Genomic DNA, 13,693 nt, shown 5'->3' with positions numbered 1-13,693 from the left:
CGGCTCACTCGTTCACGTTGCCCTGCATCTTCACACTCTTCTCGAAGTGCAGCAGAAAATCGATGTTGTACATGAACGGGATGTCCTTGTCGTAGGCGACATGCAGCACGCTGGTGCCGCCGTTGTCGCGGCTGATCGTGATGTCGCTCGGCTTGACGGTGGCGTCGTCCACGTACTGGAAGTCCATCTTGCGCAACAGCTCGCTGCGGATCTCGTCCAGCGACTTGCCGGAGGCACCTTCGGTGGCGATGCCGTTCATCGCCTTCACCACGCCACCGTACTCGGTATAGGACGGCACCAGCTTCATCGCCATGTAACCGAAGAAACCCACCACCAGCAGGATCACCAGGAACCCGATCAGGGTCACGCCCGACTGCTTCGTTTTCATAGTCCCCTCGCTATGCGACCGGTGCGACCGGCCGTGGTTGCGTCATGCAGTCGCATGCCCATGCGACCGCCGGCGCCGATTATGCCAGCGGCCGCACGGCATGCGGCAGCGGTTGCATCACATCAGTGGATGATCGTGCCGATGCGGTGGAAGTCCACGCCACCGGTGCCCCAGCCCTTCCAGCTCATCCAGATCATGAAGGCCTTGCCCGCCAGGTCCTGCTCCGGCAGGCAGCCCCACCAGCGGCTGTCGGTGCTGTTGTTGCGGTTGTCGCCCATCACCAGGTAGCAGCCCGACGGCACCTTGGACGGCACCTTGTCGTTCGGGATCGAATTGGGCGTGGTGTAGGCCGGCATGCGCGCCACCAGGTGATTGACCACCTTGCCGTCCTCGCGCTGCAGATGCTCGGTCCACACGGTGGCGCCCATGTCCAGCATCAGGCGCTCCTCGTCGCGCTGCGGATTGCCCACGTAGGGGCCGATCTCGTCGGCCTGCACCGGCTTGCCGTTGATAAGCAGGTCGGCGCCGTGGATCTCGATGCTGTCGCCCGGCAGGCCGATCACGCGCTTGATCCAGTTCTGGCTGGGCACCGGCGCGTGCGGATCGGCGCAGCTGATGTCGCCGCTGCGCACCAAGTGGCCACCCGCATCGCGGCACAGGAAGCCGGGGAAGCGGAACACCACCACGTCGCCGCGCTTCGGCTCGCCGAGGTCGAGGAACTTGGTGTTGAACGCCGGCAGGCGCAAGCCGTAGGCGAACTTGTTGACCAGGATGAAGTCGCCCACGTCCAGCGTCGGCATCATCGAACCGGAAGGGATGCGGAACGGCTCGGCCACGAAGGAGCGCAGCACCAGCACCGCCAGCACCACCGGGAACAGCGAGCGCGCCCAGTCCACCGGCGCCGGGTCGCGGTACTCGCTGCCGGCCGCGTCGAGGCGCGCCTTGCGCTTCTTGTAGAGGAACAGCCGATCCAGTCCCCACACCACGCCGAACAGCACGGTGAGGCCCAACAGGATCGCGGAAAAATCGAATTCCATGCTTACTCCCTGGGGTGCCGCTTCTTATTTGTCTGTTCGCAACACGGCGAGGAAGGCTTCCTGCGGAATCTCCACCCGACCGACCTGTTTCATGCGTTTCTTGCCTTCCTTCTGCTTCTCCAAGAGCTTCTTCTTGCGGCTGACATCGCCGCCGTAGCACTTGGCCAAGACGTTCTTGCGCAGCGCCTTCACCGTGGAGCGCGCGATGATCTGCGCACCTACGGCGGCCTGGATCGCCACGTCGAACTGCTGGCGCGGGATCAGGTCCTTCATCCGCTCGACCAGCTCGCGACCGCGGCGATCCGCGTGCGAACGGTGCACGATGAGGGAAAGCGCATCCACGCGGTCGCCGTTGATCAGCACGTCCACGCGCACGAACGGGCCGGCGTCGAAGCGCTCGAAGTGGTAGTCCATCGAGGCGTAGCCGCGCGACACCGACTTCAGGCGATCGAAGAAGTCCAGCACCACCTCGGCCAGCGGCAGCTCGTAGGTGATCTGCACCTGGCTGGCCAGGTACTGGATCGAGCGCTGCACGCCGCGCTTTTCCTGGCACAGCGTGACGATGTTGCCGATGTAGTCCGGCGGGGTGAGGATGCTGGCCACGATGATCGGCTCGCGGATCTCCTCGATCTGCGGCACCGGCGGCAACTTGGCCGGGTTGTCCAGCGCCAGCACCGTGCCGTCGCTCTTCAGCACCTCGTACACCACGGTGGGCGCGGTGGTGATGAGGTTGAGGTCGTACTCGCGCTCCAGCCGCTCCTGCACGATCTCCATGTGCAGCATGCCGAGGAAGCCGCAGCGGAAGCCGAAGCCCATCGCCTCGGAACTTTCCGGCTCGAAGAACAGCGCGGCGTCGTTCAGACGCAGCTTGTCCAGCGCCTCGCGCATCGCGGGGAAGTCGTCGGCGGAAACCGGGAACAGGCCGGCGAACACGCGCGGCTGCATGGTCTGGAAGCCGGGTAGCGGTTCGGAAGCAGGTTTGCCAGCATGCGTGAGCGTGTCGCCTACCGGCGCGCCGTGCACGTCCTTGATCGAGGCGTTGATCCAGCCCACCTCGCCCGCGGAAAGCTTGTCCAGCTTCTTGCGCTTGGGCGTGAACACGCCCACCTCGTCCACCTCGTGGGTGCGGCCGGTGGACATCACCAGCAGCTTGTCGCCGGGCTTGATCTCGCCCTGCATCACGCGCACCAGCGAGATCACGCCCAGGTAGTTGTCGAACCACGAGTCGATGATCAGCGCCTGCAGCCGGTCGGTGTCGCGCGGCTTCGGCGGCGGAATCCGGGCGACAATCGCTTCCAGCACCTCGACCACGTTGAGGCCGGTCTTGGCGCTGATTGCCACCGCGTCGGTGGCATCGATGCCGATCACCGCCTCGATCTCGCCCTTCACCTTCTCGACGTCGGCGGTGGGCAGGTCGATCTTGTTGAGCACCGGCACCACTTCCAGGCCCATCTCGACGGCCGTGTAGCAGTTCGCGACGGACTGCGCCTCCACGCCTTGGGCGGCATCCACCACCAGCAGCGCGCCTTCGCAGGCGGCCAGCGAGCGGCTGACCTCGTAGGAGAAATCCACGTGGCCGGGAGTGTCGATGAAGTTGAGCTGGTAGGTCTTGCCGTCGCGCGCCTTGTACGGCAGCGACACCGACTGCGCCTTGATGGTGATGCCGCGTTCGCGCTCGATCGGGTTGTTGTCCAGCACCTGCGCTTCCATCTCGCGCTCGGCGAGGCCGCCGCAGATCTGGATGATGCGATCCGCCAGCGTGGACTTGCCGTGGTCGATGTGGGCGATGATGGAGAAATTGCGGATCAGTTCCATGGAGCGCGCGAAGCCGGCCTTGCCTGGGGAGCGCCACCGGAATGGCGGCACGAACCCGGTATTGTCGCATGGAACCGCCGGCCGCCGCCGCAGCGGCGCCATGCGCACCGGCACGGGGAACGACGTCGGCGAAAACCGTCGCACCCCATGCCGGCCGCCATCACTTGCCGTCCGGCACGGTCAGGCCGAAGAAGCGGTTCTGCCCGTCGCGGCGCACCAGCAGCAGCACCGTGGAACCGGCCTTCACGTCCTTCGTCGCGGCGCGGAACGCCTCCACGCTGCCCACCGGCTGCTGGTTCACCATCAGGATCACGTCGCCCGGCTGCAGGCCGGCCTGCGCCGCCACCGCGCCGGTGACATCGCCGACCAGCACGCCCTGCCCGGACTTCAGGTCCATCTGCTTGCGGGTGGCGTTGTCCAGCGGCTGCACGGTGATCCCCAACGCGGCGGCGCCGCTGCTGTTCGCGCCCGGCGCCGCACCGCCGTTGTCCACCGCATTCTGGTCGCGCGGCATCGCGCCGATGGTGACCTGCACGGTTTCCTTCTTGCCGTTGCGCAGGATCTCCAGCGGCACCCGCGTACCCGGCTTGGTCATGCCCACCAGCGGCGGCAGGTCGGAAGGACTGCGGATCACGTGGCCGTCATAGCCGAGGATGATGTCGCCGAGCTGGATGCCGGCCTTCTCCGCACCGCTGCCGGCGGTCACCTCGGCGACCGCCGCGCCGGAGGCATCCGGCAGCTTGTAGGCCTTCTCCATGTCGTCATCGACGGCCTGGACCAGCACGCCCAGCTGGCCGCGCGTCACGTAGCCCCTGGTCTTGAGCTGCTCCACCGCGTTCATCGCCACGTCGATCGGGATCGAGAACGACACGCCCTGGTAGCCGCCCGTGCCGGAATAGATCTGTGAGTTGATGCCCACCACCTGGCCTTGCAGGTTGAACAGCGGGCCGCCGGAATTGCCGCGGTTGATCGGCACGTCGGTCTGGATGAACGAAGTGTAGGGCTGGTCCTGGCTGCCCAGGTTGCGGCCGATCGCACTGACGATGCCCTGGGTCACGGTGTAGTCGAAACCGAACGGCGAGCCGATCGCCAGCACCCACTGGCCGGGCTTCAGGCTGCGCGAGTCGCCGATGCTCACCGTGGGCAGGCTGCCGCCTGCGTTGACCTTGAGCAGGGCGATGTCGTAGGTGGGATCTGTGCCGACCACCTTGGCGTCGAGGATGCGGCGGTCCTGCAGGCGCACGATCACCTTGTCCGCATCGGCCACCACGTGGTTGTTGGTGAGGATGTAGCCATCGCCGGAGACGATGAAGCCCGAGCCCAGCGAGGTATGCGCCTGCTCCGCCGGCGAGGGCATCATCGGCATGCCGAAGAAGCGGCGGAACAGTTCGGCCTGCGGATCGTTCGGCATGCCGCCCTGCCCCGACAGGCCGCGCACGCCGGGCTTGCCGCGACCGCTGTACTTCGCCTCCACCTGCACCACGGCGGGTGCGTTCTTCTGCACGATGCCGGTGAAGTCCGGCAGGGAGGCCGCGGCGGGTGCCGGCTGGGCCTGCACCACCGGCACGGCCAGGACCGTGCCGGCCAGGGCACAGCACACCAGTAGGCTCAGGCGGGAGCTGCGCAGGATGGATGATTTCATGACGCCTCCTAGGATCGGTTCGGGCTTCGGAACGGACACGCGCCACCGACGGCCCTGGTCGGGTCGCGGGTGAGCGGAACGGGATGGAGAGGCGGACCGCGGTGCGTGCACGCGGCCTCGCTTTACTGGGCGCTGGCGCCTTGGCGCGGAGCGTCCGGCACTTGCTGCTGGGCCGGGTCGAGCAGGATCAGGTAGCTGCCGTCATGGTTGTCCAGCGTGCGATAACGCTGCGCGCGGAACGGCGACATGCCGCGACCGCCGTACGACGGCGAGAGGCCGGCATCGACCGGTGCAGCCAGCGTGGCCGAGGCGCGCTGGCTGAGCAGGCCGGGTGCCTTGCCGCTCAGCCACGGCGGCACCACCGCCACCTCCGGCTGCGGTGCGGCGGTTGGCGCGCTCTTCACCGGCATGCCCGGTGGCGCAGCCTGCGCGGTCAGCGGGGTCGCGTGCCGTTCGGCATCGCCGGTGGGCTGGGCGATCATCAGCGCTGCGGCGGCGACGCCCGCGGCGATTGCGCCACCGGCCGACCAGCGCAGCCAGCGATGGTGGCGCGGCACGGCGACCACGACCGATTCCTGCTCGATCGCCAGCATCACCCGCGACACGAAGCCCGCCTCCGCCAGCGGCGGCAGCTGCTTGCGCAGGCCGTCGCGGGCGACGTGATAGCTTACCCAGGTGCGCCGCAGCTCGCCGTCGTGGTCGAGCCGGCGCAGCAGGAAGCGCAGTTCCTCGTGCGACAGTTCGCCGTCGATGCCGGCAGAAAGGTGTTCACGCGCATGCTGGTCTGGCTGGTTCATGTCTGCTCCTCGCGATCCGACAACAACGGCCGCAACTTCTCGTCGATCGCCTCGCGGGCCCGGAAGATGCGCGAACGCACCGTACCGATTGGGCAGCCCATCGCCTCGGCGATTTCCTCGTAGCTCAGGCCGTCCACCTCGCGCAGCGTGATGGCCACCCTGAGTTCCTCAGGCAGCGCTTGGACAGTGGAAAACACCGAATGTTCAATTTCCTGCCGCATCAGCTCGCGTTCGGGGGTGGCGCTGTCGTGCATGCGCTCGGCACCGGACAGGAATACGGCGTCCTCGGCGTCGATGTCATCGGTGGGCGGACGCCGCCCCATCGCCACCAGGTGGTTCTTGGCGGTGTTCACCGCGATCTTGTAGAGCCAAGTGTAGAACGCGCTGTCGCCGCGGAACGAGCCGATCGCCCGCCAGGCGCGGATGAAGGACTCCTGCGCGATGTCCTCGCATTCGGCGTGGCTCCTCACATAGCGGGAGACCAGCCCGATCACCTTGTGCTGGTATTTGCGCACCAGGAGATCGAAGGCGCGCTTGTCGCCGCCCTGCACGCGTTCGACCAGTGCCCGATCCAGTTCGTTTTCGCCCGTGCGGGCCGTTTCCGTCGTCAATGCCGTCTTCCGCTGCGGAGCTTGTGCCAGAACGAGCGCTGCTCAGACCGGGGCCGGGCGCGCAAGTTCAGCGTGCCCATGAGTGTAGCGATTCCACCCTGACGCACGGCTGTGCCATCGGTTGACTTGTCCGGGTCAACCGAGCATGGGGACGACGGGTGCCCGGCTCAAGCCGGCACGGCGGTCGGCTGGCCCAGCAGTTGCTGGCGCTCGGCCAGCAGGCGCTCGAAGGAAACCACGGGCAACGGCCGGCAGAACAGGTAGCCCTGCAGCTCGTCGCAATCGTGGGCACGCAGGAACGCCAGGTGCTGCTCGGTTTCCACGCCCTCCGCCACCACGCTGCGGCCGAGCCGGTGCGCCATCTCGATGGTGGCGCGCACGATCGCCTCGTCGTCCGGGTCCACGCCGATGTTGCGCACGAAGCTCTGGTCGACCTTGATGCGGTCGGCCGGCAGCTTGCGCAGGTAGTCCAGCGAGGCGGCGCCGGTGCCGAAGTCGTCGATCGCGATCCGGCAGCCCAGCCGGTGCAGCGCCTGCAGGTTCTCCACCAGGTTCGGCGCGGCCTTGATGCTGATGCTCTCGGTGATCTCCAGCTCCAGCAGGGTGGGATCGAGCCCGGTTTCCTGCAGCGCGCGAAACACCGTGGCCGGCAGCTTCGGCTCCATCAGCTGCAGCGCGGACAGGTTCACGCCCAGGCGCAGGCGCAGGCCGTAGCGCTGCTCCCACTCCTGGGCCTGGCGGCAGGCCATGCGCAGCACCCATTCGCCGATCGGCACGATCAGGCCGGTCTCCTCTGCCAGCGGAATGAACACCGCGGGGCTGATCGGCCCCAGCTCGGGGTGCTCCCAGCGCAGCAGCGCCTCCATCCCCACGATGTCCTCGCTGTCGGTGCCGACCTGCGGCTGGTAGACCAGGCGCAGTTCGCCGTTGCCCAGCGCATGGCGCAGGCGCGAGCGCAGCGCCAGGCCGTGCTCGCGCGCGTACTCCGGGCTCACCTCGTAGATGCGGCAGTTGTTGCGGCCCTGGCGCTTGGCCGCGTACATCGCCTCGTCGGCATGCTTGAGCAGGGTTTCCGCATCGGCCGCGTCGTCGGGGAAGAAGCTCACGCCGATCGACACGCCGACCTGCAGGCGGGTGCCGTTCTCCAGTTCCAGCGGCTCGGCCACCACCTGCAGGATCTTCTCGGCGACCCGCTGCACGTCGTCGTTCTTCACGATGTGGCGCAACACCACGGTGAACTCGTCGCCGGCGTAACGCGCCACCGTGTCAGAGGCGCGCACGCTGCCGCGTAGGCGGCGGGTGACTTCCTGCAGCACCTGGTCGCCGGCGGCGTGGCCGTGGGTGTCGTTGATCGCCTTGAAGTGGTCGAGGTCGACGAACAGCACGGCGAAGCATTCGCCGTTGCGCACCGCCTCGCGCAAGATCGATTCCAGCCGGTCGCCGAACAGCAGGCGGTTCGGCAGGCCGGTGAGCGCGTCGAGCAGGCCCTCGGCACGCCCCTGCTCGCGGGTGAGCCCCAGCTCCAGCCCCTGCGCGAAACGCGCCGCCGCGCAGCGCAGCAGCGGCTCGACGATCGCCATGTCGCCGAAGCCGCGCCGGGTGCCGGCCAGCATCGCGCCCAGCACCACGCGGCGCTCGTCGAGCAGCGGCAGGCCCACGAAACCGGACAGCTCCAGCAAGGGCAGCAGCGGATCGGTGGGCACCCGCTGCACCGCCTCGCTGCGGTAGAGCACCGGCTCCCCGTCGAGGACGCGCTGCAGCAATTGCTGCGCCTCGACCGGCGGCCAGGCCGGTTCCGCGCCGTTCCACAGCTGCAGCAGCGGCGCCAGGAACTCGCTGCCCTCGTTGCGCACCGGCCACACCGCCAGGTAATCCAGCGCCATCTCGTCGAACAGCAGCCGTGCGCTGGCGTCGCGAGTGGCGCCGCCGCCGCTGGTGGCGAAGATGCGCGCCAGCAGGACCAATGCGTTTTCCGCCGCACCGCGGCCTTGCGCCGGCACCGCTGGCGCAGCGGCGGGCGGCAGTTGCTGCCAGCGCGTCAGCAGTTCGGCTTCGATCTGGGCTGCATGCAACCAGCCGGCGATGTCGTCGGGCAATTGCGCGGCCTGCAACGGCGCGTCTTCGTCGAGGATCGCCAGCAACGGTACACCGGCCCCGGCATCCAGCGCGCGCAACTGCTCGCAACACTGGCGCGCCTGCGCGGCATCGTCGCCGAGCACCGCCACCATCAGCTGCAGCGATGGGCGCCCTTCCAGCAGGATCGCCGCGTGCTGCGCGTCGCGGGCGCTGTGGATATGCCGGCAACCCGACTGGTCGAACACGTCGAACAGGCGGCGGCGCAGATCGCGTCGCGCGGCGAGGACGAGGATGCCTTCGCTCATGCCTGTTGTCCGCTCAGCCAGCGGCCGTCGCGCAGGCGCAGGCGCTGCGGCAACTCGGGTTCGCTGTCGATGCAGGTGATCAGCTCACCCAGTTGCTCGACCAGGGCCAATGGTGCGTTGAGCAGCACCACGCGGCGCAGATGTCCGGTGGTCGCCCGCGCCAGTTGCCGCAGCAGGGTGAGGTCGGCCGCCGCCAAGGGCAACTCCAGCTCCTGCAGCACGTAGACGCCGAAATGCATGCTCTGCTGCATGTAGCGCAAGGCTTGGCCGAGGCGCTGCGCGTCCGGCACCCGCGCATGCGCATCGCGCAGGCTGGACAGGCCCAGCCCCGGCTGCCACAGGTACACCGCCTGCCCGCTGTGGCGGGCGATGCCGCGGAAGTGTTCCAGCAGGGCGGCGCCATCCTCGCTGCGCACCGCCACCACACCGGCAGGCGCGGCAAGGATCCGTTCGAAGACGTCGTGACCGGAAGATGGCAATGGCATATCCATCATCGATGTCATCGTGGCTCCCTGGATCGTTCGGCGCCGGCTGGCGGGGTGGTGCACCGTCGGCCGGTATGCATGGCGCATTCTCCACGGTTTCAGCCCATTCTGGGGCCTGTCCGCCACCACGCGGAGCGAACCGCTTCACATTCGACCGATCGGAAGATTCCGAAACCCGACGCAAGTCCGTGCGAGCCCTCCCCAGCGCGCATCTCGCATTCGTCCGGACGGGACGGTATGGTTCGGGCTTCGTCCACCACCCTCCCCGGCCCATGTTCGAAGGATTGCGCTTCAACCACTGGAAGACGAGCCTGGACGAGCGCGGCATCGTCACGCTCAGCCTCGACCGCGCCGGCAGCAGCGTCAACGCGATCAACCGCGCCGTGCTGGACGAGCTGGGCCAGATCGTCGAGCGGCTGGCGATCGAGCAGCCGGCCGGGGTGATCGTGCATTCCGCCAAGCCCGCCGGCTTCGCGGTGGGCGCGGACATCAAGGAATTCGTGGAGTACGCGAAACAGGGCAGCGTGCTGGAGAACATCGAGCACGGCCAGCAGGTGTACGAGGCGCTGGCGCGCCTGTCCTGCCCCACCGTGGCGGCGGTGCATGGCGCCTGCATGGGCGGCGGCACCGAGTTGATCCTGGCCTGCCGCCAGCGCATCGCCGCGGACGACGACAAGACGAAGATCGCCCTGCCCGAGGTGATGCTGGGCATCCACCCCGGTTGGGGCGGCACGGCACGCCTGCCCCGGCTGATCGGCGCCACCGAGGCGCTGCCGCTGATGCTGACCGGCAAGCCGCTGTCGGCGAAGCGTGCGCTGGCGCTGGGCGTGGTCGACCGCGTGGCGCCGCCCGACGAACTGCTGGCCGAGGCGCGTGCCTTGTTGCGCCGCCCGCAGACGCAGCCGTTCGCACGGCGTGCCAAGGCCTGGCTCACCAACTGCTGGCCGGCGCGGCAGATCCTCGCGCCGATGGTGATGAAGCAGACGGCCGCCAAGGTACGCAAGGAGCACTACCCTGCCCCGTTCGCGCTGATCGACGTGTGGCAGCGCGGCGGCGGCGACATCCGCCAGCGACTGAAGCTGGAGGCGCGCTCGGTGGCAAAGCTGGCGACCACGCCCACCGCACACAACCTGATCCGCCTGTTCTTCCTGCAGGAGCGACTGAAGAACCAGGGCGCCGCCACCGAGCACGGCATCCGGCACGTGCACGTGGTGGGCGCCGGCGTGATGGGCGGCGACATCGCCGCGTGGGCCGCGCTGAAAGGCTTTGACGTCACCTTGCAGGATCGCGAGATGAAGTACGTCCAGCCCGCGCTGGATCGCGCCCGCCAGTTGTACGAGAAGAAGCTGAAGACCCCGGCGAAAGTCGAAGCCGCCACGACGCGCCTCAAGGCCGACGTCGAAGGCAAGGGCGTGGCCAGTGCCGACCTCGCCATCGAGGCGATCTACGAGAACGCCGAGGCCAAGCAGGCGCTGTACGCCGCCATCGAGCCACAATTCCAGCGCGAGGAAATCCTGGCCAGCAACACCTCCAGCATCCCGCTGGACGAGTTGCGCAAGTACCTCAAGGCGCCGCAGCGTTTCCTCGGCCTGCACTTCTTCAATCCGGTGGCGCAGATGCCGCTGGTGGAAGTGGTGCGCCACGACGCGCTCGACCCGGCGATCGAGAAGCGCGCACTGGCGTTCTGCAAGGCGATCGGCAAGCTGCCGGTGGCGGTGAAAGGCACGCCCGGCTTCCTGGTCAACCGCATCCTGATGCCCTACCTGCTGGAAGCGCTGCGCCTCTACAACGAAGGCGTGCCCGGCCCGGTGCTGGACAAGGCGGCGAAGGCTTTCGGCATGCCGATGGGGCCGATCGAGCTGGCCGACACCGTGGGCCTGGATGTTTGCGCCTCGGTCGGCAAGGAACTGGCGCCCTTCCTCGGCCTGGAACTCCCGCCCGGGCTGGAGGACAAGCTCGACGCCGGCAAGCGCGGCAAGAAGGACGGCCAGGGCCTGTACGTGTGGCAGGACGGCAAGCCGATCAAGCCGGAAGTCGATCCCGACTACGAGCCCGCGCCCGACCTCACCGACCGCATGATCCTGGCCATGGTGAACGAGGCCGTGGCCTGCCTCGCCGACGGCGTGGTGGACGATGCCGACCTGCTCGACGCCGGCGTGATCTTCGGCACCGGCTTCGCACCGTTCCGCGGCGGCCCGATCCAGTATCTGCACAGCGAGGGAGCGGGCAAGGTCAAGGCGAGGCTGGAGCAACTGGCCCAGCGCCATGGCGCCCGCTTCACGCCCAAGGAAGGCTGGGATCATCCGACGCTGGCGGTCGGTGCCGACACACTCTGAATCCATGCTCATCGCATGTGAAAACGCCCGGTTCATGACCGGGCGTTTTCGTCAGAAGGCGGTGCAGCGACCTACCAGACCAGATCGTCGGGCACGCCGTCGTCGTCAGCTGCTGCATTTGGATCGACCAACAAGGCCAGCAGGTGTTCGTCGACCGCGCGCACCTGCTCGGCGATCTCGCGGCTGACCAGCAGGTAGCGACCGGCCTGCTGCACCACGCCCAGTTCGCCCGCGTTGAGCGCCGCGAGTTGTTCGGCATCGACATGGACGCGGCGGATCTTGCCGCCGTACTCGAAGTTGCGCACCAGCTCGGTCTCGGCCTTGTTCAAGGCCTTGCCGTCCAGCAGTTGCTGGATCTTCTGCTTGCGCTCGCGGCGCAGGCGCGCCTGTTCCTCGGCTTCCTGCTGGGCGCGCTTGCGCTCACCCGCCTCGGTCTGGGCGCGGATCGCGTAGGCCTTGGCCAGGTCGATGTCTTCCTGGCTACGCCGCGGTGTCGGCGGTTTGCCACCGTGGCCGTGCGGCTTGCCGTTCGGCTTGCCCTTGCCATCGTTGCCGCGCCTTTCCTCGCGGATTTGCTTGACGAGGCCACTCTTCAGCAGCTGATCGCGCAGGGATTCACTCATGGATGGGATGTCGTGTTTTAGTAATGAGGCGGTGGCGGTTCGCTGTGCGGATCGGACGTCGCGCCCAGCCGCACGCTCTGCAGTTCCTGGCGCAGATGGTGCACCAGCTGTTCCAGCTGGACGATGCGCAGCGCCTGTTCGGCATCGGCGCCGGCCAGCGCCTGCACGGTGTCGTCGATGAAGGTCAGCCGCACTTCGAGATCGGCGAGGCGCTGCTCGATCGCGTCCATCAGCGTGCCACGCGCAAGCTGCGGCCGCGGCCGATGCCGTAGTAGGCCAGGCCAGCCTCTTCCACCGCTGCCGGATCGTAGAGGTTGCGGCCGTCGAAGATCACCGGCGTCTTGAGCAGGGCGCGGATGCGCGCGAAGTCCGGGCTGCGGAAGGCCTTCCATTCGGTGACGATGGCCAGCGCATCGGCACCCTGCAATGCATCGCGGGCGTGCTCGCACAGCACGAGGTCGGCGCGCTCGCCGTAGATGTGCCGGGTTTCCTCGCGCGCCTCCGGATCGAAGGCCTGCACGCGGGCGCCGGCATCCCACAGCGCCTCCATCAGGCGGCGGCTGGAGGCCTCGCGCATGTCGTCGGTATTCGGCTTGAAGGCCAGCCCCCACAGCGCAATGGTCTTGCCCTTCAGGTCGCCGTCGAAGTGGCGCGAGATCAGTTCGAACAGCTTGGTCTTCTGGTCGTGGTTCACCGCCTCGACCGCGCCCAGCAGGCGCGCCGCGTAGCCCGCGCCGCGCGCGGTGCGTTCCAGCGCCTGCACGTCCTTGGGGAAGCAGGAGCCGCCGTAGCCCGCGCCGGGATAGATGAAGTGGTAGCCGATGCGCGGATCGGCGCCGATGCCCTGGCGCACCAGTTCCACGTCGGCACCCACGCGCTCGGCGATGTTGGCGATCTCGTTCATGAAGCTGATCTTGGTCGCCAGCATCGCGTTGGCGGCGTACTTGGTCAGCTCGGCCGAGCGTTCGTCCATCACCACGGTGCGCTCGTGGTTGCGGTTGAACGGCGCGTACAGCTTGCGCAGCACGGCCACCGCCCGCTCGCTGGAGCTGCCGATGACGATTCGGTCGGGGCGCAGGCAGTCCTCCACCGCATCGCCTTCCTTGAGGAATTCCGGGTTGGAGACCACGTCGAATTCGATCGCGGCGCCGCGCGTCGCCAGCTCGGTCGCGATCGCCGCGCGCACGCGGTCGGCGGTGCCCACCGGCACGGTGGACTTGTTCACCACCACGGCGTAGCGGTCGAGATGTGCGCCGATGGTGCGCGCCACGCCCAGCACGTATTTCAGGTCGGCGCTGCCGTCCTCGTCGGGCGGCGTGCCCACCGCGATGAAGATCACCTCGGCGTGCGCGATGCCGGCCGCGGCGTCGGTGGTGAAATCGAGTTGGCCGTCGGCGTGGTTGCGCCGCACGATGGGTTCCAGGCCCGGCTCGTAGATCGGGATCTCGCCGCGCAACAGGCGCTCGACCTTGCCCGCGTCGATGTCGACGCAGACCACGTGGTTGCCCATCTCGGCGAGGCAGGCACCGGTGACCAGGCCGACATAGCCGGTGCCGAAGATCGTGACTTTCATCGTGC

Annotated in this window: 12 protein-coding genes; 1 reads left to right on the top strand and 11 read right to left on the bottom strand. The window is 68.0% G+C overall.

The genetic code is table 11. The features are described 5' to 3' along the window. Window positions 1-4: 4 nt before the first annotated feature. The 8 genes from AB7878_RS16795 to AB7878_RS16760 all read right to left on the bottom strand — a co-directional run bounded on the left by AB7878_RS16795 (window position 5) and on the right by AB7878_RS16760 (window position 9,156). On the bottom strand, window positions 5-388 hold the full coding sequence (locus tag AB7878_RS16795) for a DUF4845 domain-containing protein (protein WP_369495450.1): 384 nt from the start codon (window positions 386-388) through the stop codon (window positions 5-7). Between the two features lie 122 nt (window positions 389-510). Next, complete coding sequence (lepB, locus tag AB7878_RS16790) at window positions 511-1,425, bottom strand: signal peptidase I (RefSeq protein ID WP_369495449.1); 915 nt, start codon at window positions 1,423-1,425, stop codon at window positions 511-513. Window positions 1,426-1,449: 24 nt separating this feature from the next. Further along, on the bottom strand, window positions 1,450-3,240 hold the full coding sequence (lepA, locus tag AB7878_RS16785) for a translation elongation factor 4 (protein ID WP_369495448.1): 1,791 nt from the start codon (window positions 3,238-3,240) through the stop codon (window positions 1,450-1,452). 160 nt (window positions 3,241-3,400) lie between these two features. Next, window positions 3,401-4,882, bottom strand: a complete 1,482-nt coding sequence (locus AB7878_RS16780; RefSeq protein WP_369495447.1) for a DegQ family serine endoprotease — start codon at window positions 4,880-4,882, stop codon at window positions 3,401-3,403. A 122-nt stretch (window positions 4,883-5,004) separates the two neighbouring features. Continuing rightward, the gene (locus AB7878_RS16775; RefSeq protein WP_369495446.1) at window positions 5,005-5,679 is read right to left on the bottom strand and encodes a sigma-E factor negative regulatory protein; all 675 of its coding nucleotides are present in this window, start codon (window positions 5,677-5,679) and stop codon (window positions 5,005-5,007) included. Beyond that, a complete protein-coding gene (gene rpoE, locus AB7878_RS16770; protein ID WP_077483619.1) occupies window positions 5,676-6,290 on the bottom strand; it encodes an RNA polymerase sigma factor RpoE in 615 nt (204 codons plus the stop codon). The genes AB7878_RS16775 and rpoE overlap by 4 nt, the downstream gene beginning before the upstream one ends. Before the next feature lie 167 nt (window positions 6,291-6,457). After that, complete coding sequence (locus AB7878_RS16765) at window positions 6,458-8,671, bottom strand: putative bifunctional diguanylate cyclase/phosphodiesterase (protein ID WP_369495445.1); 2,214 nt, start codon at window positions 8,669-8,671, stop codon at window positions 6,458-6,460. Then, complete coding sequence (locus AB7878_RS16760; protein ID WP_343124498.1) at window positions 8,668-9,156, bottom strand: Ycf46 family AAA ATPase; 489 nt, start codon at window positions 9,154-9,156, stop codon at window positions 8,668-8,670. The genes AB7878_RS16765 and AB7878_RS16760 overlap by 4 nt, the downstream gene beginning before the upstream one ends. A gap of 272 nt (window positions 9,157-9,428) precedes the next feature. Between AB7878_RS16760 and AB7878_RS16755 the strand changes: the two genes are divergently transcribed. Next, window positions 9,429-11,492, top strand: coding sequence for a 3-hydroxyacyl-CoA dehydrogenase NAD-binding domain-containing protein (locus tag AB7878_RS16755; RefSeq protein WP_369495444.1), 2,064 nt, complete (start codon window positions 9,429-9,431; stop codon window positions 11,490-11,492). 71 nt (window positions 11,493-11,563) lie between these two features. Here AB7878_RS16755 and AB7878_RS16750 read toward each other — a convergent pair whose 3' ends face one another. The 3 genes from AB7878_RS16750 to AB7878_RS16740 are packed head-to-tail and all read right to left on the bottom strand — an operon-like array spanning window position 11,564 to window position 13,688. Beyond that, entirely contained in the window at window positions 11,564-12,115 is a 552-nt protein-coding gene (locus tag AB7878_RS16750; RefSeq protein WP_369495443.1) for a DUF2058 domain-containing protein, read from the bottom strand. A gap of 17 nt (window positions 12,116-12,132) precedes the next feature. After that, complete coding sequence (locus tag AB7878_RS16745) at window positions 12,133-12,345, bottom strand: SlyX family protein (RefSeq protein ID WP_077483614.1); 213 nt, start codon at window positions 12,343-12,345, stop codon at window positions 12,133-12,135. After that, window positions 12,345-13,688, bottom strand: coding sequence for a UDP-glucose dehydrogenase family protein (locus AB7878_RS16740; protein ID WP_369495442.1), 1,344 nt, complete (start codon window positions 13,686-13,688; stop codon window positions 12,345-12,347). The genes AB7878_RS16745 and AB7878_RS16740 overlap by 1 nt, the downstream gene beginning before the upstream one ends. Window positions 13,689-13,693: the final 5 nt, after the last annotated feature.

The organism is Rhodanobacter humi, assembly GCF_041107455.1.
Lineage (GTDB): Bacteria > Pseudomonadota > Gammaproteobacteria > Xanthomonadales > Rhodanobacteraceae > Rhodanobacter_A.
Note: the sequence above shows the minus strand (reverse complement) of the source record. Positions and strands in the feature narration are given on the sequence as shown.